At 72.3% G+C, this 25,430-nt stretch carries 24 protein-coding genes and 1 riboswitch; of the genes, 14 read left to right on the top strand and 10 right to left on the bottom strand.

Annotated elements, in window-relative coordinates:
* Positions 1-24 precede the first annotated feature (24 nt).
* Together APR04_RS31080 and APR04_RS18720 are read left to right on the top strand one after the other, a co-directional pair.
* Positions 25-903: a DUF2599 domain-containing protein gene (locus APR04_RS31080; RefSeq protein ID WP_253872957.1), complete on the top strand. Its 879-nt coding sequence runs from the start codon at positions 25-27 to the stop codon at positions 901-903.
* A gap of 283 nt (positions 904-1,186) precedes the next feature.
* Complete coding sequence (locus APR04_RS18720) at positions 1,187-1,504, top strand: hypothetical protein (RefSeq protein WP_253872954.1); 318 nt, start codon at positions 1,187-1,189, stop codon at positions 1,502-1,504.
* A gap of 9 nt (positions 1,505-1,513) precedes the next feature.
* On the opposite strand, the gene APR04_RS18715 is transcribed toward APR04_RS18720, so the two are convergent.
* Positions 1,514-3,631 (bottom strand): acyl-CoA dehydrogenase family protein, encoded by a 2,118-nt coding sequence (locus tag APR04_RS18715; RefSeq protein WP_253872951.1) that lies wholly within the window; start codon positions 3,629-3,631, stop codon positions 1,514-1,516.
* A 60-nt stretch (positions 3,632-3,691) separates the two neighbouring features.
* Positions 3,692-4,432, bottom strand: a complete 741-nt coding sequence (locus APR04_RS18710; RefSeq protein WP_253872948.1) for a TetR/AcrR family transcriptional regulator — start codon at positions 4,430-4,432, stop codon at positions 3,692-3,694.
* Positions 4,433-4,629: 197 nt separating this feature from the next.
* Between APR04_RS18710 and APR04_RS18705 the strand changes: the two genes are divergently transcribed.
* From APR04_RS18705 to APR04_RS18695, 3 genes are read left to right on the top strand one after another with little or no spacing between them, the layout of a single operon-like run.
* A complete protein-coding gene (locus APR04_RS18705; RefSeq protein ID WP_253872946.1) occupies positions 4,630-5,952 on the top strand; it encodes an acetyl-CoA C-acetyltransferase in 1,323 nt (440 codons plus the stop codon).
* Positions 5,953-5,992: 40 nt separating this feature from the next.
* A complete protein-coding gene (locus APR04_RS18700) occupies positions 5,993-7,342 on the top strand; it encodes a 3-oxoacyl-ACP reductase (protein ID WP_253872944.1) in 1,350 nt (449 codons plus the stop codon).
* Positions 7,339-8,304 carry a MaoC/PaaZ C-terminal domain-containing protein gene (locus APR04_RS18695; protein ID WP_253872941.1) on the top strand — a complete coding sequence of 322 codons (966 nt, stop codon included), beginning with the start codon at positions 7,339-7,341 and terminating at the stop codon, positions 8,302-8,304. Before APR04_RS18700 ends, APR04_RS18695 begins: the two co-directional genes overlap by 4 nt.
* A 64-nt stretch (positions 8,305-8,368) precedes the next feature.
* Here the strand turns inward: APR04_RS18695 and APR04_RS18690 are convergent, their stop codons facing one another.
* A complete protein-coding gene (locus tag APR04_RS18690; protein WP_253872938.1) occupies positions 8,369-9,253 on the bottom strand; it encodes an alpha/beta hydrolase family protein in 885 nt (294 codons plus the stop codon).
* A 66-nt stretch (positions 9,254-9,319) separates the two neighbouring features.
* Between APR04_RS18690 and APR04_RS18685 the strand changes: the two genes are divergently transcribed.
* Positions 9,320-10,321: a helix-turn-helix domain-containing protein gene (locus tag APR04_RS18685; protein ID WP_253872935.1), complete on the top strand. Its 1,002-nt coding sequence runs from the start codon at positions 9,320-9,322 to the stop codon at positions 10,319-10,321.
* A 28-nt stretch (positions 10,322-10,349) separates the two neighbouring features.
* Complete coding sequence (locus tag APR04_RS18680) at positions 10,350-11,243, top strand: LLM class flavin-dependent oxidoreductase (RefSeq protein WP_253872932.1); 894 nt, start codon at positions 10,350-10,352, stop codon at positions 11,241-11,243.
* A 109-nt stretch (positions 11,244-11,352) separates the two neighbouring features.
* Here the strand turns inward: APR04_RS18680 and APR04_RS18675 are convergent, their stop codons facing one another.
* Entirely contained in the window at positions 11,353-12,153 is an 801-nt protein-coding gene (locus APR04_RS18675; RefSeq protein WP_253872930.1) for a mechanosensitive ion channel family protein, read from the bottom strand.
* Between the two features lie 189 nt (positions 12,154-12,342).
* Between APR04_RS18675 and APR04_RS18670 the strand changes: the two genes are divergently transcribed.
* Positions 12,343-13,851 (top strand): amidase, encoded by a 1,509-nt coding sequence (locus tag APR04_RS18670; RefSeq protein ID WP_253872927.1) that lies wholly within the window; start codon positions 12,343-12,345, stop codon positions 13,849-13,851.
* Positions 13,852-13,925: 74 nt separating this feature from the next.
* Here APR04_RS18670 and APR04_RS18665 read toward each other — a convergent pair whose 3' ends face one another.
* On the bottom strand, positions 13,926-15,374 hold the full coding sequence (locus tag APR04_RS18665) for an aminotransferase class V-fold PLP-dependent enzyme (RefSeq protein WP_253872925.1): 1,449 nt from the start codon (positions 15,372-15,374) through the stop codon (positions 13,926-13,928).
* A gap of 31 nt (positions 15,375-15,405) precedes the next feature.
* Positions 15,406-15,519, bottom strand: a riboswitch (SAM riboswitch).
* A 143-nt stretch (positions 15,520-15,662) separates the two neighbouring features.
* Between APR04_RS18665 and APR04_RS18660 the strand changes: the two genes are divergently transcribed.
* Positions 15,663-16,109, top strand: a complete 447-nt coding sequence (locus APR04_RS18660) for a GbsR/MarR family transcriptional regulator (protein ID WP_253872922.1) — start codon at positions 15,663-15,665, stop codon at positions 16,107-16,109.
* Complete coding sequence (locus APR04_RS18655; protein ID WP_253872919.1) at positions 16,106-17,320, top strand: glycosyltransferase; 1,215 nt, start codon at positions 16,106-16,108, stop codon at positions 17,318-17,320. Before APR04_RS18660 ends, APR04_RS18655 begins: the two co-directional genes overlap by 4 nt.
* Before the next feature lie 25 nt (positions 17,321-17,345).
* On the opposite strand, the gene APR04_RS18650 is transcribed toward APR04_RS18655, so the two are convergent.
* Positions 17,346-18,158: a phosphotransferase enzyme family protein gene (locus tag APR04_RS18650; RefSeq protein ID WP_253872916.1), complete on the bottom strand. Its 813-nt coding sequence runs from the start codon at positions 18,156-18,158 to the stop codon at positions 17,346-17,348.
* A 199-nt stretch (positions 18,159-18,357) separates the two neighbouring features.
* Here APR04_RS18650 and APR04_RS18645 point away from each other — a divergent pair, with 199 nt between their 5' ends.
* From APR04_RS18645 to APR04_RS18635, 3 genes are all read left to right on the top strand, one after another.
* Positions 18,358-18,807 (top strand): rhodanese-like domain-containing protein, encoded by a 450-nt coding sequence (locus tag APR04_RS18645; RefSeq protein WP_253872913.1) that lies wholly within the window; start codon positions 18,358-18,360, stop codon positions 18,805-18,807.
* Positions 18,804-20,066: an O-succinylhomoserine sulfhydrylase gene (locus APR04_RS18640; RefSeq protein WP_253872910.1), complete on the top strand. Its 1,263-nt coding sequence runs from the start codon at positions 18,804-18,806 to the stop codon at positions 20,064-20,066. The genes APR04_RS18645 and APR04_RS18640 overlap by 4 nt, the downstream gene beginning before the upstream one ends.
* Positions 20,067-20,217: 151 nt before the next feature.
* The gene (locus APR04_RS18635) at positions 20,218-21,003 is read left to right on the top strand and encodes an MBL fold metallo-hydrolase (protein ID WP_308292370.1); all 786 of its coding nucleotides are present in this window, start codon (positions 20,218-20,220) and stop codon (positions 21,001-21,003) included.
* Between the two features lie 106 nt (positions 21,004-21,109).
* Here APR04_RS18635 and APR04_RS18630 read toward each other — a convergent pair whose 3' ends face one another.
* From APR04_RS18630 to purS, 3 genes are read right to left on the bottom strand one after another with little or no spacing between them, the layout of a single operon-like run.
* A complete protein-coding gene (locus APR04_RS18630) occupies positions 21,110-22,270 on the bottom strand; it encodes a GNAT family N-acetyltransferase (protein WP_253872908.1) in 1,161 nt (386 codons plus the stop codon).
* A 22-nt stretch (positions 22,271-22,292) separates the two neighbouring features.
* Positions 22,293-23,042, bottom strand: a complete 750-nt coding sequence (purQ, locus tag APR04_RS18625; protein WP_253872905.1) for a phosphoribosylformylglycinamidine synthase subunit PurQ — start codon at positions 23,040-23,042, stop codon at positions 22,293-22,295.
* Positions 23,042-23,335 carry a phosphoribosylformylglycinamidine synthase subunit PurS gene (purS, locus tag APR04_RS18620; RefSeq protein ID WP_253872902.1) on the bottom strand — a complete coding sequence of 98 codons (294 nt, stop codon included), beginning with the start codon at positions 23,333-23,335 and terminating at the stop codon, positions 23,042-23,044. Before purS ends, purQ begins: the two co-directional genes overlap by 1 nt.
* A 166-nt stretch (positions 23,336-23,501) precedes the next feature.
* Here purS and APR04_RS18615 point away from each other — a divergent pair, with 166 nt between their 5' ends.
* Positions 23,502-24,257: a DUF8692 domain-containing protein gene (locus tag APR04_RS18615; protein WP_253872900.1), complete on the top strand. Its 756-nt coding sequence runs from the start codon at positions 23,502-23,504 to the stop codon at positions 24,255-24,257.
* Here the strand turns inward: APR04_RS18615 and APR04_RS18610 are convergent.
* Positions 24,223-24,987: an alpha/beta hydrolase family protein gene (locus APR04_RS18610; protein WP_253872898.1), complete on the bottom strand. Its 765-nt coding sequence runs from the start codon at positions 24,985-24,987 to the stop codon at positions 24,223-24,225. The genes APR04_RS18615 and APR04_RS18610 overlap by 35 nt on opposite strands.
* Positions 24,988-25,430 lie beyond the last annotated feature (443 nt).

Genomic DNA, 25,430 nt, shown 5'->3' with positions numbered 1-25,430 from the left:
ACCTCCGCCCAGCACAATGGAGCCGTGCCCATCCGACGCGCCGCTGTGGTGCCCCTCGCCGTGTGCGCCGCACTGGCGGTGCTCTTCACCGTGAGCGGCTGCGACCAGGCTGACCGGGCGGTGCGGGCCGACGGCCCGGACCAGGAGCCCACGCCCACCGCAGGACGGTCGTCGGCCACCCCTGAGCAGCCGAAGCCGTCCGGTGCCGGCCGGCCCGCGCCGCGCACCACCACGGTCACCCTCGACGAGACAGTCCTGCGCATCGAGTCCCGGAAGGCCGCCGTGGTACAGGCCGACGGCGACGTCCCAGGACTGCAGACGGTCACCCTCAGCCTCGCCCTCGGCGGGACGGCCGACCTGGCCCTCACGTCGCCAGGGACGCTCGACGTCGACCCGGACGGCAGCATCGCCGTGCTCGACGACGGCGGCACACCCGTCGCGGCGATCGGCCCGCCCGCGCCGCCGTCGGACACCGAGGACGATGCGCCCCGCATCGAGGTCACCGCCACCGGCGACACGCACGTCCGGGTGGAGGTGGACGACCGGGTCAGGGCGGCGCAGGGGTCGCGGCCCGCCGGGAAGGCGGACCGGAACAGGCCGCTGGAAATCACGTTCGAGGTCGGCACGCACGCGATCGAGAGCGCGACCTGGGGCGAGAACGAGGGCGGGCGGTCGCTCGCCGTCGACCCGACGGACTGGGCGCGCCACGCGGGCCGGGCGGGGCTCGACCTGATTCGCACCCAGCTCGTCGCAGCGGAGCCCGACGCGGAGAGCGCCACCATGGACCACCAGCTCATGTGCCACGCGGTCGGCGCGCCCGACAAGAGCACGTGGAACCTGGAGCCCTGGCGGCCCGATGTCGGGCTGATCCTCACCGCCACCGCGCACTGCAACCCGCTGTGAGACACAGCGAATCCCGAACCGGCACGACCCGATCCGTGACCAAGTCGTGACCGTCAGCGGTGCGATTCAGGGTGCGAAGCCGTGCCGGTTGAGGTTTGCTGGAAAGCCACGGCGGGGCAGTCTCGCCACACATCTGATGAGCTCCAGCTCAGCCAGACCTCAGTTCATGACGCCGCGCGCGCCCAGACGCACGACCGACATCCTCGGGTGCCCAGCGATCAACGGGAGTTCCCTCTGGGGTCAGACATACCTTTTCGGAGATACCTTGGCAGGGAGGCTCCTGATGACCCGTGTACTAGTTCTTGGATCCATCATCGCCGTCGGTTGCGGCGCACTCCTCGGATTCACAGTGGCGTACCAGCTCGTGCCACTCACCGTGCTCGCCGGCCTCCTCGGACTGGCGGGCACTTTTCTCGTCGTCCGCGCGACCCCTGAGCCGACGGCGCAGCCGGGCGCCCCGGTGACGCTCGGCGGACCGCTCGCGCGCCCCGCCGACGACCAGGAGACCGCCGACGACCAGGAGTCTGCCGACGAGCCCGTGCCTGCGCCCGTGCAGCAGCTCCCCGTCCCGGTCGTCGCCGCGGTGCCCGACGCCGCGTGACCGGTGCCGTCAGGCCGGCTGCGCCTGCTGCTTGCGCAGCGCCTTCTCGCTGACCGGCGCCGTACCGCTCGCGCGCAGCTCGCGGTAGTAGGCGCGCGCCTCGTCCTGGCGAACCTTCTCCGACCCGTCGGCGATCGGCGCACGCAGGTGCTCCTGACTGAATCCCCAGCCGTCGACGACGTCGAGCACGTCCGGCCGCAGCTCCTTGAGCAGCTGGTCGATCGTCGACGTGACGGCCTTCGCGCGCCCTGCCGAGATGCGCCCGTTGGTCAGGTGCCAGTCGAGGTGACGCTCGATGGTGGTGAGGCCGTAGATGTCGCGGAGCAGGGTCAGCATCTTGCGCGTACCGGCGTGGGGCATCTTGCCGATGGCCTTCGTGAACGCGTCCCAGCGCACCAGCTCCGCCCACGCCGCCGCGGACCCGATGAGGCGCACCTGGTTGTCGTCGAAGATCTCCTGCGCACGGATCGAGTCGGCCTTGAGCGCCGGGCGCATGCCCAGCGCGGTGGCGGCGACCATGCCCTCGTAGCGACCGGCGATCAGCTCACGCTGCACGTCGGCGTCCAGCACGCGACCCGCAGCGCGCGTGCCGGCGCCGTCGGCCACCGTCTGGCCGAGCCGCTTCAGCGGGGTCTTGTGCAGCAGGGCGTCCTTCGCCTGCTCTGCCATGATGCCCGCCACGCCCGCAGGAGACTTGGCCGCCCGGGCCATCCTCTTGCCGTAGTCGCCCACGAGGCGCTTGGCCGCGAGCTGCAGCAGCACGTGGTTGTCACCCTCGAACGTCGCATAGACGTCGAGGTCCGCGCGCAGGCCGGTGAAGCGGTTCTCGGAGAGGAAGCCGGCGCCACCGCAGGCCTCGCGGCACTCCTGCAGGGTGTCGAGCGAGTACCAGGTGGAGGTCGCCTTGAGGGCCGCCGCCGTGGTCTCGAGGTCCTCGCGCATGGCCGGGGTGTCCTCACGGCCGGAGAAGACGGCGTCGAACAGGTCGAGCAGCTCGTCGTGCGCGAAGTGCATCGCGTACGCCTCCGCGATGCGGGGGAAGAGGCGGCGGCGGTGCGTCGCGTAGTCGAGCAGCGTCAGCTCGTCGGCACCGGTGGCCGGCGAGAACTGGCGGCGCTGCTCGGCGTACTTCGTGGCGATCGCGAGGCCGATCTTCGCCGCGGTGATCGCCGCGCCGTCGAGCGAGACGCGGCCCTGCACCAGGGCGCCGAGCATGGTGAAGAAGCGGCGGCCGGGGCTGTCGATGGTGGACGTGTAGGTGCCGTCCGGGGCCACCTGGCCGTAGCGGGCGAGCAGGTCCTGCCGCGGCACGCGCACGTCCGTGAAGTGCAGCTTGCCGTTGTCGATGCCGTTCAGGCCACCCTTCTGACCGTCGTCCTCGCCGCCGATGCCCGGCAGGAACTCCATGGTCTGCGGGTCGCGGATCGGCACGTAGAAGCAGTGCACGCCGTGGTCGACGCCGTTGGTGACGAGCTGCGCGAACACCGTCGCCGCCACGCCGTGCCGCGCCGCGTTGCCGAGGTACTGCTTCCACGCCCCGCGGAACGGGGTGTTGATGACGAACTCCTCGGTCTCCGGGTCGTACGTCGCTGTGGTGCCGATGGAGGCGACGTCCGAGCCGTGCCCCGTCTCGGTCATCGCGAACGCACCAGGGACGCTCAGGTCCATCGCGCCCGGGAGCAGCCGGTCCTGCTGCTCCTCGGTGCCGAGGTGGAGGATCGCGGCGCCGAACAGCCCCCACTGCACGCCGGCCTTGATCTGCAGCGACGGGTCGGCGGCGACGAGCTCCTCGAAGCCCACCAGGTTGGCGCCGCCCGCCTGGCCGCTGCCCCCGAGACGCTCGGGGAAGGCCCGCAGGACGTGGCCGTACGACACCATCTGCCGCATCTGGGCGAGGGCGGTCTCCCGGTGCTCCTCCTTGGTGATCCCCTCCCGCTTCCAGAGCTCGGGGGTCTCGGCCACCAGGCGCCGCGCTTCCGACCGCTCCTCGGGCCAGCGGCCGAGCAGCATCCGCCGCAGGGCAGGTACGTCCACTCGGCTGCCCGACGTCGGACGAGGCGCCACGGGCCGGGGCGCGGCGTCCTCGGTGGCCGTGGGGGTGGTCACGGGCTCGGAGGTGGTCGTCATCGGTTCTCCTCGGTGTTCGGGCGGTTGGCCAGGTGCTGGGTCTCGGGAGGGTGGGTCAGGTCAGGCGGTCGCGGGCGCGGAGCCGGGGCGGTCGTGGTGCAGCACGCCGACGGGTCCGGTCCAGAGCCAGAGCGTCACGCGCTCCGTCAGCTCTTCACGGGTCAGCGGGCTGGACTCGATGTTGCGGTGGCCGAGCCACCACTCGCCGGAGCCCCGCACGAAGCCGACGGCACCGGCGGCCCAGGCGGCGGCGTCGGCCTGCGGGACGTCGGTAGCCCGTGCGAACGGCTCTGCGACGAGCTCGATCACGGAGTCGAGGTAGGCACCGAGCGGGTGCAGGTCCACGGGTGTGGTCGGCACGGCAGCGTCCGTCGCGTCCTCCGCGGCCGTGGCACGCCGGCCACGCCGGCCGCTCTCGATCGGGGCGGGCTCGTTGCCACCGATGGCGGTCCGGGTGACGAACCAGTACACGTTGGGCGAGCTCTCGATCATCTCGAGGTAGACCCGCACCATCTCGCGCAACGCCAACTCTGGGTTGTCCGCGCGCTGCGCGGCGGCGCGCAGCGCGTCGTGCATCTGCATCACCACGGTCTCCGCGACAGCGAGCCGCAGGCCCGCCTTGTCGTCGAAGTACCGGTAGACGATGGACTTGGACGTACCGGCCGCAGCGGCGATCTCGTCCATCGAGACTGCCGGCCCGAGGCGGTGCACCGCCTTGCGCGCTGCGCGGACGAGCTCCGCCCGACGGGCGGTGCGGTGGTCGTCCCAGCGGGTCGAACGGCCGTCGACTCCGATGCTCATCGCTCCGCCTCCCCACCTTGACTCGCTAGAGGTCTTGTGATTCGTCTCACGAGACTGAGAGTATCAGGTACTGTGAGTCCTGGGCACCACCCCGGGGCGATCCGGGCCTCCGCCCTTGCCGGCCTTGAGGGGTCGGCCTCGAGAGGCTCGACCGACGAAGCCACCTGCCCGACGACGAAGTGAGAAGGAACAGCGACGTGTCCACTACCCCCTCCCCCGTCCCGTCCACGCGCGAGGCCGTCATCATCGGCGGCAACCGCATCCCGTTCTCCCGCGCCGGCAAGAAGTACGTCCGGACCAGCAACCAGGACATGTTCACCACAGCGCTGGAGGGCCTCGTCGCCCGGTTCGGCCTGCAGGGCGAGCGCCTCGGTGAGGTAGCGGGCGGCGCCGTGCTCAAGCACAGCAAGAACTTCAACCTGGTCCGCGAGTCGGTGCTGGGCTCCTCCCTCTCGCCCACCACCCCGGCCTACGACGTGCAGCAAGCCTGCGCCACGGGCCTCGAGGCCGCCATCGCGGTGACCAACAAGATCAAGCTGGGCCAGATCGAGTCCGCGATCGCCGGCGGCACGGACACCGTGTCGGACGCGCCGATCGTCGTCAGCGACCGCCTGCGCGCCGCGCTCCTGGACTTCAACCACGCCAGGACGACCGGCGCGAAGCTCAAGGCGCTGGCCGCGATCCGCCCCAAAGACCTGGCCCCTGCCACCCCGGGCACGGGTGAGCCGCGTACGCACCTCTCCATGGGCGAGCACCAGGCCGTCACCACCGCCAAGTGGGCCATCTCCCGCGAGGCCCAGGACGAGGTCGCGTACAACTCGCACCAGAACCTCGCCCGCGCCTGGGAGTCCGGCTTCTTCGACGACCTGGTCACCCCGTTCAAGGGCCTGACGCGCGACGACAACCTGCGCCCGGACACGTCGCTCGAGAAGCTCGCGAGGCTCAAGCCGGTCTTCGGCGCCAAGCTCGGTCAGGCGGCCACGATGACGGCGGGCAACTCGACGCCGCTGACCGACGGCGCCTCCGCCGTCCTGTTCTCCTCGCGCGCCTGGGCCGAGGAGCGCGACCTGCCGGTCCTGGCGAAGTTCGTGGACGCCGAGACGGCGGCCGTCGACTTCGTGCACGGTCACGAAGGGCTGCTCATGGCGCCGGCCGCCGCCGTGCCGCGGCTGCTGGCCCGCAACGGCCTCACCCTCGACGACATCGACTTCTTCGAGATCCACGAGGCGTTCGCCTCCACCGTGCTGACCACGCTCGCGGCGTGGGAGGACGAGGAGTACTGCCGCACCGAGCTCGGCCTCGACGGCGCGCTGGGCAAGATCGACCGCGGCAAGCTCAACGTGAACGGCTCCTCGCTCGCCGCCGGTCACCCGTTCGCCGCGACCGGCGGGCGCATCATCGCGACCGCCGCGAAGCTGGTGGCGGCGAAGGCAGCGGAGACCGGCCGTCCGGCACGGGCGCTGATCTCGGTCTGCGCGGCCGGCGGCCTGGGTGCCGTCGCCGTCATCGAGTCCTCCTGACCGAGCGACCGAGCCCTCCCCCCAGATCGGAAGGAAATCCGTGGCTGACAACTACACCAGGTTCGTGAACGGCGAGCTCGGGAAGAAGCTCGCGAAGCAGCTGGGCCTCCCCCGGCCGGCGGTCCTGCGCCGCTACACCCCCGGCGCACCCGTGACGGTGGGCCCCGTCCTCATCGTGGCCGACGACGCCTCGGCCGCCGACGCGGACTCGCTCGCCAAGGCCCTGCTCGCCTGGGACGTCGACGTGCGCCGTTCCACGGAGGGCGCCGCCGACGTCCGCTGGGGCGGTGTGGTGCTCGTCGGCACGGCCGCCGAGTCCCCTGAGGCGGTCTCGGAAGCGGTGCTGGCACTGGGCAGCACGCTGCGCAGGCTCGCGGGCAACGGCCGCGTCGTCGTCCTGTCCCGTGCGCCGGAGGCCGGCGACGCGCCGGCGCTCGCCGCGACCCGGGCCGGCTTCGAGGGCTTCACGCGCTCCGTCGGCAAGGAGCTGCGCGGCGGCGCCACGGCGAACGGCGTGCAGCTGACCGGTGGTGCGGCCGTCGACTCGGCCTCCGCGCTGGGTACGCTCCGCTTCTTCCTGTCCGCGAAGTCGGCGTACGTCGACGGCCAGGTGCTGCCCGTCGGCCCGTCCGACCCGCTGGACGACGTCGACTGGCAGCAGCCCCTGGCCGGCAAGGTGGCCGTCGTCACCGGCGCCGCGCGCGGCATCGGTGCGGCGATCGCACGCACCCTGGCCAGGGACGGCGCCAAGGTCGTGGTCGTGGACGTGCCCGCCGCCGGCGAGTCGCTGGCCGCCGTCGCGAACGAGGTCAAGGGCACCGCCGTGCAGCTGGACGTGACCGCGGCCGACGCCGGCACCAAGATCCTGGAGGCGACCCGCCACCTCGGCGGGCTCGACATCCTGGTGCACAACGCGGGCATCCTGCGCGACAAGCTGCTCGCGAACATGAAGCCCGCCCAGTGGGACTCCGTCATCGCGGTGAACCTCGCCTCCCAGCTGCGCATCAATGAGCAGCTGCTGGCCGCCGGTGTCGAGGGGCTGCGCATCGTGTCGCTGGCGTCGACGTCGGGCATCGCGGGCAACAAGGGCCAGACCAACTACGCGTACTCGAAGTCCGGCGTGATCGGCCACACGGCCGCCACCGCGCCGCTCGTGGCGGAGCTGGGCGGCACCGCGAACGCGGTGGCGCCCGGCTTCATCGAGACCGAGATGACCAGGTCGATCCCGTTCGCCACACGCGAGATGGCGCGGCGCGTCCTCCCGTCGCTCCAGCAGGGCGGGCTGCCGCTCGACGTCGCCGAGGCGATCGCGTTCCTCTCGTCGCCGGTGGCGAAGGGCGTGAACGGGCAGGTCCTGCGCGTCTGCGGTCAGTCGATGGTGGGCAAGTGACGGGAAGCGAGCTGACCAGGGCGGGAGCACCGGCGTCGTACGGCGTGACGGAGCTGGCCCAGCTGCCGAGGCTCGGCGGGCTGCTCGCTAAGGGCGCCACCGGCTCCGTCGGCAAGCGGCCAGGGGGCGGCGTCCGACTTCCCGAGGTCGCCTATCAGGTGGCGGACGTCGACACCGCGGGCGAGGCGGCGCACCTGGCGGCGTACCTCCGTCTGCTGGGTGAGCCCGCGTCCGAGGTGCTGCCTGCCGGGTTCCTGCACGTGCTGGCCTTCCCGCTGGCCACGGCGGTGATGGTCCGGGGCGACTTCCCGCTGCCGCTGCTGGGCATGGTGCACCTGAGGAACACGGCGCGCGTGCTCCGGTCCGTGCGGCTGGGCGAGACGCTGGCGGTGCGGGCCTGGGCGCAGGACGCCCGGGCGCACCGCCGAGGCGTCCAGGTGGACCTCGTCGCGGAGGTGCTGGTGGGCGGCGAGCTCGCCTACCGGGGCGTGTCGACGTACCTGGCCAAGGGCTTCACGGCGTCCGGCGGCGCTGCGCCGGCCGACGAGACGTCCCGCGAGGAGTGGACGGCGCCGCTACCGACCGCGCGTTGGAGGCTCGGCGGCGGCACCGGACGGGCGTACGCCGCGGTGTCGGGCGACCAGAACCCGATCCACACGTCGAGCCTTGGCGCCAAGGCGTTCGGGTTCCCGCGGACCATCGCGCACGGGATGTACACGGCGGCACGGGCACTGGCGGAGGTGGGGCCGGCCCGCCGGGGCGAGAAGTACGAGTGGGCCATCGAGTTCTTCAAGCCGGTGCTGCTCCCGAGCACGGTCGACGTGGCGATCCGGTACGCGGACGAGGTCTCGACGAGCTCGACCAACGGAGGCGCCTCGACCGGCGAGCGGGGCTTCGTCTACGACGGCTGGCGTTCGGGCAAGAACACCCGCCACTTCCGAGGCACCGTCACCCCTCTCTGACCGGCACGGTGGACCGCGAAAGTCCGCCTTCACCATGCGATCGGGCTTGAGATCCTCGATGTTCTCAAGCCTGATCACATGGTGGAGGCGGACTTTCGGCCTGGCGGGCGGCAAGGTGCGGCAGCAGGAGCTCTTCCCAGAGGATCGCGCGCTTGGGGCGGAAGAAGCCCGAGTGGCCGATCCGGGCCAGCCCGTGGTCGGCGGCGCGCATCTCGACGAGCTCGACGTCCGCGTTCGGGAACTCGCGGCTCCAGTACCGGATCGACTCGGGGGAGATCAGCTCGTCGTCGGCGGTCCAGAGGGCGGTGACCGGCGTCTCCACCTTTGCGAAGCGGTCCCGCAGCTCGGGGTGCTCGCTGAACAGGTAGTCCGGGTGCAGGCACCAGCGCCCCCACTGGCGCATGACGCCACCCGGCAGGTCGTCGAGGATCCGGAGCCGGCGGCCCGGGTAGTAGCCGACGGCCGCGATCGCGGCGGGTGCGATGACTCGCCAGAGCAGCGGCGACCAGGTCCTGATCGTCGGGGCGGCCTTGCCTCGCCAGCCGGTCCCCGAGGCGACCATGACGCAGCCGTCCACGCCGACGTCGGACAGGAAGCCCAGGCTCTGGCCGCCGAACGAATGGCCCACCCACGTGAACGGGACGCCGGCGGCGTCCGCCCGGGCGCGAGCGTGCCCTGCCGCCACCTCCGCGTCGTGGTACCAGTCCAGCGCGGTCGCCGACGAGTCCCGCATCGGGCCGTAGAGCTCCGGCTCCGAACCGCGGTACGAGAAGGTGAGCACCGCGAAGCCCCGGTCCGCGAGCCAGGCCGCAAGGTGCCGGTAGAACCGCATGGGCATGGCCATCGCCGGCGCGATCGCCACGACGCCCACCGGGTCGGCGTCCGGCAGGAACCAGCGGCCGGCGACCGACTCGCCGTCGGCGGGAAAGCTCACGTCCTCGGTGCTCACGTGCCGGAGGCTACCAATCCCGTATCCTCGCCACGGCGGCGAACTTCATCCGGCGGGAGGATGCCCATGCTCGGTGACGTGCTCGGCCTGACGAAGACACAGTCCCTCGCGTACCGCGACCTGGTGGCGTCTCCGTCCCTCGACGCGGCTGAGCTGGGCCAGCGGCTCGGGTGCGACCCCGGTGACGCGCTGGACGTGCTCCGCGCGCTGGAGAGCCACGGCCTCGCCGCACGGCAGAGCACCAACGACTCCCGCTTCCAGGCCGCTCCGCCCGAGATAGCGCTGGGGGCGCTGCTCGCCCGCCGCAAGGACGAGATCCGCGCCGCACAGGTCGAGATGATCGGGCTCGAGGAGGAGTTCCGGCGGTCGTCCGCGCTGCGGCCTGCCACCGACGTCGTCGACGTGGTGCGCGGCGCGGACGCCGTGAAGCACCGCATCCTGCAGCTCCAGCTCGGCGCGCGCGAGACCGTCGAGTCGTTCACCAAGCCGCCGGTGTTCGTGATGCCCGCTGACGAGAACACCGCTGAGGACCAGGCGGTCGCACGCGGCGTGCGGTACCGGGTGGTGATCGACCGCGTCTTCCTCGACACCGGCGCGCTGCGGGTGGACGACGTCGCCGAGGCCCTCGAGAACGGCGAGGACGTGCGGTTCTCCGAGCGGGTGCCGATCAAGCTGTTCATCATCGACCGTCGGCTCGCCTTCGTGCCCATCCAGACCGTCGTCGAGGTGGGCACCGAAGGCTCCGACCTGGCGCCCGACCTGGTGGGCGCGCTGATCATCCACCCGTCCGGGCTGCTGGACGCCCTGATCGCCCTGTTCGAGAGCGTATGGCGCGACGCCACCCCGTTCGCCGGGCCGGGCGAGCGGTCCGAGGCGTCCGAGCTCGACCAGGAGGACAGCCGGATCCTGGCGCTCATGCTGGCCGGCCTCACGGACCAGTCGGTGGCGAACCAGCTCGGGCTCTCGCTGCGCACCGTGCAGCGACGCGTAAAGGTGCTGATGGGCGTGGCAGGGGTCTCGACCCGCATCCAGCTCGGCTGGCACGCCGCGCGCAAGGGCTGGATCTGACGGCCTGCTCCGTGGCAGCGTTGGCGCCATGACCAGCCTGGCGTACATCATCCGCCCATCGACTCCGCCGTCACGCATCATCCCGCTCGCCCGCGCCGTCGAGTCCGCGGGGATCGAGGAGATCTGGCTCTGGGAGGACTGCTTCCAGACCGGCGGCATCTCCACCGCCAGCGCGATCCTGTCCGCCACGGAGCGGGTCCGGGTGGGGATCGGCGTCCTGCCGACGCCGCTGCGGAACGTAGCGCTCACCGCCATGGAGATCGGAGGGGTCGACGGGATGTTCCCTGGCCGGCTCGTCCCGGGGATCGGGCACGGCGTACAGCCGTGGATGGCGCAGGTAGGCGCCAGGGCAGCATCGCCGCTGACCCTCATGCGCGAGTACTCGACCGCGCTGCGGGCGCTGCTCGCCGGGGAGCGCGTGACGACGTCGGGCCGGTATGTGTCCCTTGACGACGTCGCGCTCGACTGGCCGCCCGCGCGGCCCGTACCGGTTCCGGTCGCCGCGACCGGGCCGAAGTCGCTGCGCCTGGCGGGCGAGGTCGGCGACGGCGTGGTGCTCGAGGGCTCTGTCGGCCTGCCGGGGCTGCCCGCCGTGCACGAGCGGCTCGCCGAGGGCCGGGCGGCAGCGGGCCGGCTGGAGGCGAGCTTCCCCGTGATCCAGTTCGTCTCCGGCGGCACCGGGCCCGACGCCGCCGGGCGCCTGCGGGCTGAGCTCACCGCCTGGGGCACGGACGTGGCCGACGACGCGGCTCTCGCGCAGTACGCCCTGTGGGGCGATGCACAGGCGCTCGCCGACGGTGTGCGCCGGTACGGCGCGGCGGGCGTGGACACCGTGGCGCTCCAGCCGACGGAGGACGACCCCGACCTGGAGCGGCTCATCAGCGTGGTCGGCGCGGCCCAGGAGCTGCTCCGCACGGCCTAGCCGGCTCCGCTCCGGGTCACGTGTACCCGGAGGCACAGCCCGACGCCGGGGTCGCAACGCCTCCGTGGCGGTGCGGCCCCGGCGTCGCGATCGCGAGCCGGTCAGGCGATCAGATGTCGCGCGGCGGCGGCGCGATCGGACCCGGTGCGCCCGGCTCGGTGCGGGGCGTGGCCCCCGGGGCGGTGCCGTGCCCCGCGACGGGCGTGGCAGTGGCGCCACCGCCTGACGAGAGGTTGCCGAGAAAACCCTCGACACGAGGCCGCATGGGGCCGATCAGCGCACCGCCGACACCGACGATCAGAATTCCGGCCAGAGTGGCCAGGAACGCCACGAGGACGGGCATTGTCACGGTCGTGCCGATGCCGATCTGGTTCACGGCGGCGATAACACCCAGCGCGATGATGAAGAAGGACACCGACTTCGCGACCAGAGGACCGTAGGAAACCCGGCTCATGGAGTTGAGGAGAAGGTCCCTCACAGCATTCGCGATGGCGCCTGCTATCACCACGATGATGATCGCGACCACCAGCTTCGGGAGCCACGCCACGATGTCGTTGACGATCGCGCTCACCGGGTTGGTGGGACCGAACGCGCTCAGCGCGAGCTGGAGCGCGATGAGCAGGATGAAGTAGTAGATGATCTTCGTGAGCAGCGTGATCGGCTCGATACCCGAACCTGCGAGGAGCCGGTTGGCCCCCGCCTTCTCGAGCACCTTGGTGAAGCCGATTCGCTTCAGGACCATCCCGACGAACCGGGCGATCGCCTTCGCGATGAAGTACCCGATGAGGAAGACGATCAGGAACACGAGCAGCTTCGGGATGAAGCTCGCGACCGCGCCGAGGGCGTTCGTGAGCGGCGCGAGCCAGTCGACCTGGAGCGGCATAACAAGACCTGCATTGAGGAATGGCATAGTTCTCTCCCCCTTCGAGACTTTTCTCGTCACCTTGCTACGCCACGGCGGCGCAGCACAAAAGTGCCGGTACTCCACGAACATATGCCGCAGAAGCGCATTCTGCGCGGCGTGGAATGCTTTCTAGGCTCCGGGCAAGACATAAACCGCATTTTCACGCGCCCGGTGCCGAGCGCATAACCTGGCTCGATGGATGCCCTGCACGAACGGACCGCCGTCGAGCTCCGCGACCTCCTCGCCGCCGGAGAGCTCTCGCCCATTGAGGTCACCGACCACTTCCTCGACCGGGTGGAGCGGCTCAACGGTGCTGTCGGCGCCTTCGCCACCGTCACCCCTGAGCGCGCCAGGGAGAGGGCGGCGACCCTCCGGCGGGACGACAGCGGACCGAGGGGCGAGCCCCCGGCGCCGGGCAGCCTCTGGGGCATGCCGACGGGCGACAAGGACCTGTGGAACCGCGCCGGCGTGCCGACAGGGTTCGGGTCGCGCGCGTTCGCGGACCTGCCACCCGCGCAGGAGAGCGACGAGCTGGTCCAGATCCTCGACGCCGCCGGCATCGTCAGCCTCGGCAAGACGGCAGCACCCGAGCTGGGTTTCCCCGCCTACACCGAGCCGGTCGGAGCCCCGCCGGCCCGTACACCGTGGGACCTGACCCGTGGCGCGGGCGGTTCGAGCGGCGGCGCGGCGGCGGCGGTGGCGGCAGGCATGCTGCCGTTCGCCCCCGGGTCCGACGGCGGCGGCTCGATCCGTATCCCCGCCGCTGCCTGCGGCGTCGTCGGCCTCAAGCCGACGCGCGGGCTCCTGCCGGCGGGCAGCGGCGTCGACTCGCTGGGCGGGCTGGTCGTGAACGGGCCGATCGCGCGCAACGTCGCCGACACCGCCCTGCTGCTGGAGGCGATGCTCCCGAGGCGCGCCGGTGGCGGCGTCGCGCACCCGTTCTCGCTGCGCGCGCCGTCGTACGAGGCGGGCGCCTACCTGGCGGCCGCGCAGCGCGCCACGCTGCCCGGCCTGCGTACCGGGAAGAACGGGCCGGACGGCGGTGCGGCGCGCATCGGGGTGACCACCACGTCGGCGTGGGACGACTTCTACGCCATCACCGTGTCACCGGAGGCCAGGGCCGCGCTCGACGCGGGCGTGCGGGCGCTCGCGGGGCTCGGGCACACGATGGACGAGATGGTCCTGGCCGAGGCACCCGAGTACGCACCGGCGTTCCGGACCCTGTGGATGGGTGGCGCGTCGGCGGTACCGATCGACGACCCGGAGACGCTCGGCAAGCTGGAGCCGCTGACGCGGTGGCTGATCCGGTCGGGCCGCGAGGTGCCCGCGCGGCAGCTCGCCGAGGCGGTGCGCACGCTCAACGGCTACGAGCGTTCGCTGGTCGCCCAGGTGAGCGAGTACGACGCCGTCGTGACGCCCGCGCTCGCGCTCACCCCGCGCCCCATCGGCTGGTACGACGCCGGCGACCCGGAGCGGAACTTCGAGCAGCAGTGCCAGTACACGCCGTTCACCTCGATGCTCAACGTCGCGGGGCTGCCCGCGATCACCGTGCCGACGCACTGGACGGCACCGACCGCCGAGGCACCCGCCGGGCTGCCGATGGGCGTGCAGATCATCGGCCGGCCGGGCGGCGAGCTCACCCTGCTGGCGCTGGCCGCCCAGCTGGAGGCCGCTCTGCCCCGCCCACACGCCTTCCCGCTCTGACGACTGGTTGTGAGCGCGATCCTTGCGGCTACGTGCCCGTCTCAGGCGCGACGATCGCGCTCACGACCCAACGATCAGCTCTCCTCCGGGAGGCAGCCGAAGGCCTCGTCGAAACCCAGGGCCGCGGTCGCCAGGAGACCCGCGAGGCCTGAGCCCTCCGGGACGGGGCGCGGGTCGTCCGTCACCACCCACAGCCCGTCGACGACGTCGTACCCGGCCTGCGGGCCGTCCGCCACCAGGCTGTCGACGGCGGCGACGAGCCGCTCGACCTCCTCGCCGGCGGTGCCGACGCCGACCGAGGCGCGCACCGCTCCGGCGTCGAACCCGAGGCGGCCGAGCAGCGGGTGCGCGCAGAAGCGGCCGTCGCGCACACCGATCCCGTGCTCCGCGGACAGGTACGCGGCCACGAGACCGGGGTCGTAGCCGGCCACGGTGAAGGTCACGACGCCAACGGGGTCGACGGCGTCCGCCCACACCCGCACCACCTCGACGCGCTCGATCGCCTCGAGGCCGGACACGAGCCGACGCCGGAGCGCGTTCTCGTGCGCCACGACGTCGGCGGCGTCGAGTGCCGCGAGCTCCTCGCACGCCGCGGCGAGCGCTACGGCGCCGATCACGTTGGGCGAGCCGGCCTCGTGCCGGGCGGGGCCCTCGTGCCAGTCGGTGCCCGCGACGCGCACCCGCCGCACGGCGCCGCCGCCCGCGAGGTACGGCGTGCCAGCGTCGAGCCAGTCGCGACGGCCCACCAGCACGCCGGCACCGAACGGGGCGTACGTCTTGTGGCCGGAGAACGCGAGGTAGTCGACTCCCGTCGACTGCAGCGAGATGCGGCGGTGGGGCACGAGCTGGGCGCCGTCGAGCACCACTCGCGCGCCGAACTCGTGGGCGACGGCGACGATCTCGTCGACGGGGAGCGACTCGCCCGTCACGTTGGAGGCGCCAGTGAGGGCGAGGAGCGCGAAGGGCCGGTGCGCTGCGGCGTCGGCCAGCTCCTCGCGGATCTGGGTGAGCGTCTCGGCCACGGTGGAGCCGCCGGTCAGCACGGTCGCGTCCGCGCCGCGCTGCCACGGCAGCAGGTTGGCGTGGTGCTCGACGTCGAGCACCAGGACCCGGCCGGGTTCGCCGTCGGGCTGCGCGGGGACACAGCCGGCGAGGAGGTTCAGCGAGTCGGTGGTGTTGCGGGTGACGATCGTCAGGTCGTCCTCGCGGGCGCCGACGAACGCGCCGATGGTGCGGCGGGCCGTCTCGTAGAGCGCGGTGCTCACCTGGGAGAGGTAGCCCGCGCCGCGGTGGACGCTGGCGTACAGGGGGAGCACCTGGGTGACGCGGTCGGCGACGGCCTGCAGCGCAGGGGCCGACGCGGCCACGTCCAGGTTGGCGTAGGAGACCCGGGTGCCGTCGACGAGCGGGACGAACGTCCCACCACCGACCACGGGGCGCAGCGGGGCGACGTCGGACACCGTGGCGTCGTCGGTGGCGTCGTCGGTGGAGGTGGTGGCGGTGAGGGTGGTGGTTGCAGACATGGCGTCCTCCAGCACGGTCCTGGGGGAGGTTCCCCCGCGCTTGCCGCACGCGGGTGCGCGCGGCCGAGTCGTCACCCGGGGCACCCCGCCGCGGAGGGAGGGTTGCCGGCCAGCAAGCCGGGGCTTCGCGCTGGCGCTCATGACCTGGCGCCATCCTGGGCTGTGGCCAAACCCCTGTCAACGCGCGTCTCAAATGTTGGTCTCATCATCTGAACACCGTTGGCGTCGGCGAGGCGGCAAAGTTCCACCCGTTCGGAACGGACCGAACAGTGCGATATCCTGGGTCGCATGAGCGACGTCGAGGACTTCACCGAGGAAGCAGGGCTGTTCTACGAACGGCTCGGCCTGAGCCGCACCGCCGGCCGCGTCGTCGGGCACCTGCTCGTGTCGGACGACGACGGTGCCGACGCACCCGACCTGTGCGAACGGCTCGCCGTCGCCAAGAGCAGCATGAGCGTGGCGCTGCGCCAGCTCGACCAGGCAGGCATGGTCGAGCGATTCCGGCGACGGGGCGAGCGCCGGGACCGGTACCGGCTCACCGAGGACGTCTTCGGCAGGGCGTTCCGCGCCAAGATGGCCGAGTTCCACGCCTTCCAGCAGCTCGCGGCGCGCGGCCTCGCCGCCGTCGGCGACGACCCGCAGCGGCGCAGGCGCCTGGAGAACATGCGTGACATGTACGCCTTCATGGCCGACCGGTTTCCCGCGCTGCTGGACGAGTGGGAGGCCTCGCGATGAGGGTTCTCCTGGTCACCATGGGCAGCCGGGGCGACGTCGAGCCGTTCGTGGCGCTCGCCGCCGCGCTCGCCCGGGCGGGCCACGAGCCGCTGCTGGCCGCGCCGCGCCGCCTCACCGAGGACGCAGCAGCCCGCGGGCTCCCGGTAGCCCCGCTCGACGACGGCATCTTCGCCCTGCAGGAGGAGGTCGCGGGGAAGGGCGCACTGGCGTCGGTCACCGCGGCCCGGTCGGCGCTGCCGCTGCTCCGCCGCTGGCTCGACGACCTGGCCACCCTCCGGGACAGCGACGCCGACGTCGTCGTCTACGCACCCAAGTCGCTGGGGGCGCCCCACCTCGCGGACCTGCTCGGGGTCCCGTCGATCGCCGCGCTGCCCGTCCCGCTGTTCAGCCCCACGGCGCGGTTCCCGTCCCCGATGAGCCCGGTCCGGCCGCCGCGGTTTCTCAACCGGGCGAGCTGGCGGCTGGCCGCGGTCGTCGAGGCGCCGTACCGGCGCATGGTCAGCGCCTGGCGGTCCGAGGCCCTCGGTCTGTCCGGCCCGACGCCGGGGCTCACCGAGCGCGTGGCCCGCGACGGCGTCCTGCACGCCTGGAGCCCGCACCTGCTGCCTGCGCCCGACGACTGGCCGGCCGAGCTGGCGCCCACCGGCTTCTGGAGCCTGCCGCCGGAGGAGGGCCGGGCCCTGCCCGCGGCCCTCGACCAGTTCCTCGATGCCGGTGAGCCGCCCGTGTACGTCGGGTTCGGCAGCATGCTCGCCAGGGACCCGGAGGCCTTCACGCAGGCAGTGCTCGACGGGCTGCACCGTTCGGGACGGCGCGCGGTCCTGGCGACGGGCTGGGGTGCGCTCCGGCCCACGCGCGTACCTGAGACCGTCCACGTGCTCGACCAGGCGCCGCACGGTCTCCTGCTGCCCCGCACGGCCGTCGCCGTGCACCACGGGGGCGTCGGCACCGTCGCGGCGGCCATCCGGACCGGCGTGCCGCAAGTGATCAGGCCGTTCCTCGGCGACCAGCCGTTCTGGGCGCGACGCGTGCACGAGCTCGGGACCGCCGCGCGTCCGCTGACCGGCAGGCTCACCGCCGACGGGCTGGCGGCGGCGATCGACGACGCGGCGACCAGGGCGGGGGCCGCACGGGAGCTGGCCGCCCGGGTGAGCGCAGAGGACGGTGCCGCCGTCGTGGTCGCGCGGATCGAGCGGGTCGCCGTGGCCTGAGCGGCCGGTCCGGGTCGCCGTCTGGTCAGTCCTGCTCGACGACCTCGACGGACTCGACGAGCGCGGCGATCCGCCGTGCGTCCGCGCGATACATGGCGGCGTGCTCACGCAGCTCGGCCGCACGGCCGTCGTCGGCCCGTGCCTCGCTCCAGCCGGCCAGGTCGTGCAGCTTGTCGACCATCGCGCCCAGCACCTCGGCACGCGAGAACGGGTACCCGTACGCGGAGGTCAGCACGTCGAGGCGCGCCATCGGATCCAGGTGCCCGACGCCGTAGGCGACCCCCGCGAACGCGTCGCCCGACAGCGGCGCGATCCGGTACGCCAGGTAGGCGAGGTCCCTGACCCGAGGGCCCGGCGAAGCGGTGTCGAGGTCGATGAGGCCGGCGAGCCGGCCGGCGCGGAAGACCATGTTGTAGGGCGCCGCGTCGTTGTGGCAGATCACCTCGGCGGGCTCGGTCGCGGGGAGGCGCCACCGGGCGTCTGGCGGGGCGAACCCGGCCGTGGCGTCGTGGAACCGCCGCAGGAGGCGCCCCGCCTCCGCCAGGACGTCCGCGGACCAGAGCCAGTCCGGGGCGGGCCAGCCGGGGACGTCGCCCGGGAGGTACGAGACGGTCTCGCGACCCTGCTCGTCGAGGCCGAGCGGCTCGGGAACCTCGGTCAGGCCGCGGGCCCGGAGGTGGGCGAGCAGGCCTTGGACGGTCGGCGTCCAGGGGCCGGCCTCGCGATGCACCGTGTCGCCGATCCGCACGACGGCGGTGGTGTTGCCGACGGTCAGCTCGTGCTCATCCACAGCCTTGTCCACAGCTTTCTCCACAGGCTTGTCCACAGACATGTCCATCCCGAGACCCTAGTTCCGACCAGCGGGCGAGACGGCATCCCACCCACCGGACGTCGTGTCGTACGATCACGATCGACCATCCCGAGCGGCCGAGTGACGTGGCACGACGAAGCCGCAGCAACCCAGCGTTCCCGCCCCTGCCGACCTGGCAGGCCGAGGACGGACGAGGGTGCTACCGCCACGACCGATGGAGGAGCACATGAGCGTCCCCGCGCACATCGAAGTCCGCACCGCCGAGGGTTACGCCGGCGACATCACGCCCCAGCAGGCCTGGGACCTGCTCGCCGGCGACCCGGGCGCCACGCTCGTGGACGTCCGTACCGAGGGCGAGTGGCGCGCGACCGGCGTCCCCGACACCGCCACCCTCGGCAGGCCACCGCTGTTCAGCGAGTGGGTGCAGGCCGGTGGCCGCCCCAACACCCGGTTCCTGGAGGAGCTCAGGGCGGCAGGGGTGACCGCAGGTCCCGTCGTCTTCCTCTGTCGGTCCGGCCAACGCTCCATCGGCGCCGCACGGCTCGCCACGGCAGCGGGGATCGGGCCGTCGTACAACGTGCTGGAGGGTTTCGAAGGGGCGCCAGGGGTCGACGGCGTCCGTGACCAGCAGGGCTGGAAGGTCGCCGGCCTGCCGTGGACGGAGGGCGCCAAGTGACCGTCACCGGAGCGTTCCCGCCCGACGCGACCCCCGGCGGGTCCGGCCGCAAGCCCCTCCCCCGCGGCGTCCGTCCCGCGACCCTCGCCGTGCGCGGTGGCCACCAGCGCAGCGACTTCCAGGAGACGAGCGAGGCGCTGTTCCTCACCCAGGGCTACGTCTACAACACTGCGTCCGAGGCCGAGGCCTCGTTCACCGGTGACCTCGACCGGTTCGTCTACTCGCGCTACGGCAACCCGACCGTCCACATCTTCGAGGAGCGGATGCGCCTGCTGGAGGGTGCTGAGGCCTGCTACGCGACGGCGTCCGGGATGTCCGCCGTGTTCACCGCACTGGCGGCGCTCGTGAGCTCAGGGTCCCGGATCGTGGCGGCCCGGGCCCTGTTCGGGTCCAGCATGGTGATCTTCCAGGACATCCTCGCCAAGTGGGGAGTGCACACCGACTACGTGGACGGCCACGTGCTGTCCCAGTGGGAGGAGGCGCTCGCCACGCCGGCGGACGTCGTGTTCTTCGAGACGCCGTCCAACCCGATGCAGGACATCGTGGACGTGCGCGGCGTCGTCGACCTCGCGCACGCCGCCGGAGCGACGGTGGTGCTCGACAACGTGTTCGCCACGCCCCTGCTGCAGAAGCCGCTGGAGCTGGGCGCCGACGTCGTCGTCTACTCCGCGACCAAGCACATCGACGGCCAGGGGCGGGTGCTGGGCGGCGCCATCCTCGGCTCCGCCGAGTACGTGACCGGCCCGGTGCAGACGTTCATCCGCAACACGGGGCCGTCGCTGTCGCCGTTCAACGCGTGGACGCTGCTCAAGGGCCTGGAGACGCTGCCGGTGCGCATCGCGGCGCAGGGCGCTGCCGCGCTCACGGTGGCGACCGCGCTGGAGGCGCTCCCCGGCGTCGGCGCCGTGCGGTACCCGTTCCTCGACTCCCACCCGCAGGCCGGTCTCGCCCGCGCCCAGATGAGCGGAGGCGGCACCGTGGTCACGTTCGACCTCGCGGTGCCACCGGACGCCGACGCCGAGGCCGCGAAGAAGCACACCTTCGGCTTCCTCGACGCGCTCCAGGTGATCGACATCTCGAACAACCTCGGGGACTCGAAGTCGCTCATCACGCACCCCGCGACCACCACGCACCGCAAGCTCGGCGCGGCGGGCCGCACGGCCGTCGGCATCACGGAGACCACGGTCCGCCTCTCGGTCGGCCTTGAGGACACCCGCGACATCATCGAGGACCTGGAGCAGGCCCTGCCCTGGTCGTGAGCGTGACCGTTGCGACTACGTGCCCGCTCCAGGCGCAACGATCGCGCCCACAGCCAAGGCTTGAGGTGGACGGCGGGGGCGGGGATAGGGTGACGGCGTGGAACCCGTTGCGCCCTTTGCGAGGATGCTGCGCGCCGACAATCCCGGGCCGATGACTCTCGACGGAACCCGGTCGTACGTCCTGCGGGCGCCCGGGGCACCGGGCTGCGTGGTCGTGGACCCTGGACCGCTGCTGGAGCCGCACCTCACGGCGCTGGCAGCAGCCGGCCCGGTCGACCTGGTACTCGTGACCCACCGGCACGCGGACCACACCGGCGGGCTGGCCCGGTTCCGCGAGCTGACCGGGGCGCAGTCGCGGGGCGCGCTGGCGGAGTTCTGCGCCGTCGGCGGCCCGGGGGACATGAGCGACGTACGGCCGAGACCGCTGGCCGACGGCGAGGTCCTCGACGTCGCAGGCCTGCGCATCGAGGTGCTGGCCACGCCGGGCCACACCGCCGACTCGGTGTGCTTCGTGGTGTCGGTGCCCGGCGAACCGGCGTCGGGCAGGGTGGTGCTCACCGGCGACACCGTGCTGGGACGCGGAACCACCGTGCTGGCCGAACCAGACGGCTCCCTGCGGGACTACCTGGCATCGCTCGACCGGCTGACGGCGCTGCACGTGCCCCACCCCGGGTCCGGCCTGCCGGGTCATGGGCCAGTGATCCCGGATCTCGGTGCGGTAGTACGCGAGTACCGCGAGCACCGGTTGCAGCGCCTGGATCAGGTGCGTTCAGCGCTCTCGACGCTCAGGGCCGAGCTGCCCGACGCCGCGGCACCACTCCCCGACTCGCTCCTCGACGGGGTGACGGGAATGGTCTACACCGACGTCGACCCGTCGGTGCTGGGCGCGGCTCGATCGTCAGTCCGGGCACAGCTGGAGTACCTGCGGCACGAGTAGTCAGCTCAGCCGGCATGCCTTGTGGCGACACTCCAGGCTCGTCGCCCAAGGGCTCCGTCCAAATGAGCAGCGGCACGTCCGTCGGTCAGAGCGGCTTGCCCAGGAGTCAGAGCGGCTTGCCCAGGAGCAGGAGCAGCGCGTCCTGCGGGTCGTCGTGCGGCGGGAACGGCAGCACCGGGCGGTAGCCGAGCTTGACGTAGAGGCGTAACGCCTCCGGCTGCCGGCGACCGGTTCCGAGGTAGAGGGCGAGCCCTCCCCGGCGTCGGGCCTCTGCCTCGACCTGCTGGACCAGGGCCGTCGCGACACCGGAGCGCCGGGCGGTCGCGTCCACGAAGACGCTCCGCATCTCGAAGCCGTGCGAGTCCTGCGCCGCGCTGGAGGCGCCGACTGCAGTGAGACCGGCCAGACCCCGGAGCGCATCTGCCGCGAGATGCTCCGGCCCGACCTGCGCTGCCACGAGCGTCGCGCAGCCGACCGGCCGACCGTCCAGGGTCGCGAGGAACGTCACCAGCGCGCTGCGGCCGCGCTCGGCGTCGGCGACGTCGTGGCCGCCTCGACTCTCGACGGCACGCGCGAGCTCGGGGTAGCGCTCCTTGTTGAAGACCCACATGGCGCGCCGCAGGGCCGCCGCGTCGGGGTCGTTCCAGGACACCTGGCGGAGCTCGGTGCGCGAAGCCTCGACAGGCCCGGCCGGCGGCCGCGGCCCGGCCGGCGACGCAGGCTCCGGCGCCAACCACCTGCCGAAGCAGCGCGACCCGGGATCGTCCGAGAACACGCCGAACGACTCGACCGGGTCGTAGCCCATCCGCAGGTACAGCCCCAGCGACTCGGGCTGCATGAGGCCCGTCTCAAGGACCAGGTGCCGCACGCCCGCGGAGCGGGCGACGTCCTCCACCGCACTCATCAGGGTGCGGGACAGCCCGCGCCCGCGGTGGCCCGGCGCCACGTACACGCGCTTGACCTCGGCCGTCCCGTCGGGGTGCCGGCCGCCCTGGTAGTCGTCGCGGCCCGACAGGTCGCGCAGTGCGGCATGACCGGTCGGCTCGCCGTCGACCCTGAGCAGCAGGGTCGCGAAAACGTTCGACGGGTCGACCTGATCACGCGGGTCGGGGCCGGGCGCGCCGTCCGGACCGGCCACCGCGGAAGAGCCCGGCTCGGCGTACCGCTGGTCGATCTCGTGCTGCTGCTCAGCACGCAGGCGGACGGCGTCGCCGTGGTCCCAGCCGACCGTCTCGATGGTGATGCCCGCGAGAACCTCAGCGGTCATGCACGCCCGCCCGGACCGGACGTCACGCGTGGACCAGCGACGACAGCACCGACGTGAAGAACGTCAGTCCGTCGACGCCGGAGCGCGGTCCTGCTGCCGAAGCCGGGCCGAAACCGGGCTCGACCGCGTGCTCGGGGTGCGGCATGAGCCCCACCACGTTGCCCCGGTCGTTGGTGATGCCCGCGATGTCACGGCGCGAACCGTTGGGGTTCTCGCCGTCGTAGCGGAAGACGACGCGACCCTCGCCCTCGAGCTCGTCGAGCGTGCGCTCGTCGGCGACGAACTGGCCGTCCTGGTTCTTCAGCGGGATCTTGATCTGCTGGCCCCGGCGGAACTCGTTGGTCCAGGCCGTGCGCGCGTTCTCGACGATCATCGACTGCTCCCGGCACACGAAGTGCAGGTGGTCGTTCTTGACCATCGAGCCGGGCAGCAGGTGCGCCTCGGTCAGCACCTGGAAGCCGTTGCAGATGCCGAGCACCGGCATGCCGCCCTTGGCGGCGTCGACCACCGCCGTCATCGCCGGCGCGAACCGGCTGATCGCGCCCGCGCGCAGGTAGTCGCCGTAGGAGAAGCCGCCGGGCAGCACCACGGCGTCGACGTCCTGCAACGACGCGTCCGCGTGCCACAGGGACACGGCCTCGGCACCGGACAGGCGGATGGCCCGGGCCGCGTCACGGTCGTCGAGCGTGCCGGGGAAGGTGATGACACCGATCCGGGCGCCGTCGGTCCCTGGCACGGGAGTGGCGGCCGGCGTCGGCTCGGTCGCCGACATCAGGCACCCACCGGGGCGCCGCTCGCCTCGCCGGTGACCTCGGCGGGCTCGGCCTCGGCGACGGACACGACGTCCTCGATCACCGGGTTGGACAGCAGGGTGACTGCTGCTTCCTGCGCGGCGGCGAGGATCTCCGGCGTCACCTCACCGTCCACCTCAAGCTCGAACCGCTTGCCCTGACGCACACCGGAGAACTGGGTGAAGCCGAGGCGCGGCAGCGCTCCGACCACAGCCTTGCCCTGGGGGTCCAGGATCTCGGGCTTGGGCATGACCTCGACGACGACGCGTCCCACGAAGGCTCCTTGAAGGTGACGGAATTCCGGGGAGAGTCTACTGGCGGAGCGGGGTGCCTCGCTGTCCGCGTCCGGTGAGAGGACTCTCATCCAGTTCTCCTCGAGTCCTCATCGCGCTTCGGCACGGTTGGGCCCGTCCGATCCACCCCCTTTAAGGAGAACCTCCGTGCGCAGCCGAGCCGCCGCCGCCCTGGGACTGAACCACCGGCCGGTCGCCGGCCTCTTCGCCATGACCATCACCCTCACGCTCGGTCTCGGCCTCCTCTACCTGACGCACTCGTTCCTCGGGATCCCCGACTGGAAGGGCTTCCGGTTCGGCAAGGATCGCGCCCTGCCCGAGATGATCGGCTACGTGTTCACGGCGTGGGCGGCCGGGCTGGCCCTGTACCTCGCCGTCGTGCAGCGGCAGGCCGTCCTGGCCTCCTGGTCGGCGGTGTTCGCGGTGCTGCTCGCCGACGACTACTTCATGCTGCACGAGCGGATGGCCAAGGTCATCCACGTGACGTTCGGCATCCCGCAACCGTGGGGGCAGCCGCTCGGTGAGATCGGCTGGTTCGGCGCGGTCGGGCTCGCGCTCCTGGCGGCTCTCGCCGTCGGGCACCGGTTCGCGGCACCGGAGTGGCAGGCCGCCTCACGCGTGCTCGCCGTGCTGCTCGGGCTGCTCGTGCTGTGCGGCGTGGTGATCGACGCCCTCCACATGTTCGTCGCGGACGTCGAGCCGTGGAACGTCCTCGTCACCGTGCTGGAGGACGGCGGCGAGCTCCTGCTCCTCGCCGTCGTCCTCACGTTCCTCTACGGGCTCGCCTTCTGCGACCACCGGCCGACGCCGGAGACGCTGACGCGACGCAGGACTACGGCACGCCGGCGAGGGATCCGACGTGCTGCCGTCACACCGTCAGGTACTGGTCCGCCCAGGCACTGATGATCCGGGCCGCGCGCTTGGCCTGACCGGGCGCGGTCAGCAGGTGGTCGGCGCCCTCCAGCGACACGAACGAGCGGGGGTGCCGGGCCTCCTGGAAGATCTCCCCGGCGTTCGAGATGTCCACGGTGCTGTCCGTCGGCGAGTGCATGACCAGCAGCGGCGAGTCCATCTCACGGATCTTCGACCGCAGGTCGGCCCGTCGGACGTCCTCCACGAAGTGCCGCTTCAGCGTCAGCGCGCGCCCACCCACCATCCACTGGGCGTGACCGTCGGCGAACACCCGGCCCAGGACGGCGTCGTAGTTGTGCTCCGCGTGGCGCGGCTCGACGGGCGCTCCGATCGTCGCGACGGCCTGCACGCCGGGGACGTCCCCGGTGGCCGCGATCGCCGCGGCCCCGCCGAACGAGTGCCCCACCAGGAGATGCACCGGCCGCCCCTGGTCGGCCATGAACCGGGCCGCCTGCACCGTGTCCGCGACCTTGTGCGTGAAGGACCCGTCGCCCCAGTCGCCCTCGGAGTCGCCGAGCCCGAGGTTGTCGAAGCGAAGCATCCCGACGCCCTCGCTCGCGAGCTGCTTGCAGATCCGCGCAGCGGCCGGCGAGTCCTTGCCCAGCGTGAAGCCGTGGGAGAACACTCCCCAGCCGCGCACCTCGCCGTCGGGCGGATCGATGATGCCCGCGAGAATCGGCCCGGACGTGCTCTCGAACGTGACGCGCTCAGCCACGGTCACTCCTTACCTCGACAAAGGGTCGATGTTAGCTCCGCCCGAGTGTCCAGGAGATCAGGGCGCCACGCAGCAAGACGAGCCGGGGTGGGGCGCGGGTGCTGGGCGCCGGGCGCTGGGTGCTGGGCGCCGGGCGCTGCGTACCGGGCGCCGAACCGCAAGTTAGGCATCCATCCCAGGGCCGCCGCGTGCCGAACAGCAAACTGGACGTCCATCTGACGTCGACCCGAAAGTTGATCGTCGATCGACAGCCGGATTGACGTGCAAGTTGCGGATCGACGGGGCGGATTCATACGGTCAGTGCAACGTCGACTGATCGGGGATTGTGATGCCGTCTGGGTATCCGTGGCCGTTGTCCAAGCGGCGGGAAGTGCTGGATGCTGTGGCGTCGGGGATGCCGATGTTGCAGGCGTTCAGGGTGTGCGGGGTGTCGTTCGCGACGGTCCGTG

The sequence above is a fragment of the Promicromonospora umidemergens genome, from assembly GCF_024171995.1.
GTDB lineage: Bacteria > Actinomycetota > Actinomycetes > Actinomycetales > Cellulomonadaceae > Promicromonospora > Promicromonospora umidemergens.
This window is presented reverse-complemented; position numbering and strand designations above follow the sequence as displayed.

Excerpts from the sequence above, each read along its gene's own strand:
- APR04_RS18720 (WP_253872954.1), top strand. The coding sequence starts at position 1,187 with ATGACCCGTGTACTAGTTCTTGGATCCATCATCGCCGTCGGTTGCGGC.
- APR04_RS18715 (WP_253872951.1), bottom strand. The coding sequence starts at position 3,631 with ATGACGACCACCTCCGAGCCCGTGACCACCCCCACGGCCACCGAGGAC.
- APR04_RS18710 (WP_253872948.1), bottom strand. The coding sequence starts at position 4,432 with ATGAGCATCGGAGTCGACGGCCGTTCGACCCGCTGGGACGACCACCGC.
- APR04_RS18685 (WP_253872935.1), top strand. The coding sequence starts at position 9,320 with ATGCTCGGTGACGTGCTCGGCCTGACGAAGACACAGTCCCTCGCGTAC.
- APR04_RS18680 (WP_253872932.1), top strand. The coding sequence starts at position 10,350 with ATGACCAGCCTGGCGTACATCATCCGCCCATCGACTCCGCCGTCACGC.
- APR04_RS18675 (WP_253872930.1), bottom strand. The coding sequence starts at position 12,153 with ATGCCATTCCTCAATGCAGGTCTTGTTATGCCGCTCCAGGTCGACTGG.
- APR04_RS18670 (WP_253872927.1), top strand. The coding sequence starts at position 12,343 with ATGGATGCCCTGCACGAACGGACCGCCGTCGAGCTCCGCGACCTCCTC.
- APR04_RS18665 (WP_253872925.1), bottom strand. The coding sequence starts at position 15,374 with ATGTCTGCAACCACCACCCTCACCGCCACCACCTCCACCGACGACGCC.
- APR04_RS18660 (WP_253872922.1), top strand. The coding sequence starts at position 15,663 with ATGAGCGACGTCGAGGACTTCACCGAGGAAGCAGGGCTGTTCTACGAA.
- APR04_RS18655 (WP_253872919.1), top strand. The coding sequence starts at position 16,106 with ATGAGGGTTCTCCTGGTCACCATGGGCAGCCGGGGCGACGTCGAGCCG.
- APR04_RS18650 (WP_253872916.1), bottom strand. The coding sequence starts at position 18,158 with ATGGACATGTCTGTGGACAAGCCTGTGGAGAAAGCTGTGGACAAGGCT.
- APR04_RS18645 (WP_253872913.1), top strand. The coding sequence starts at position 18,358 with ATGAGCGTCCCCGCGCACATCGAAGTCCGCACCGCCGAGGGTTACGCC.
- APR04_RS18635 (WP_308292370.1), top strand. The coding sequence starts at position 20,218 with ATGACTCTCGACGGAACCCGGTCGTACGTCCTGCGGGCGCCCGGGGCA.
- APR04_RS18630 (WP_253872908.1), bottom strand. The coding sequence starts at position 22,270 with ATGACCGCTGAGGTTCTCGCGGGCATCACCATCGAGACGGTCGGCTGG.
- purQ (WP_253872905.1), bottom strand. The coding sequence starts at position 23,042 with ATGTCGGCGACCGAGCCGACGCCGGCCGCCACTCCCGTGCCAGGGACC.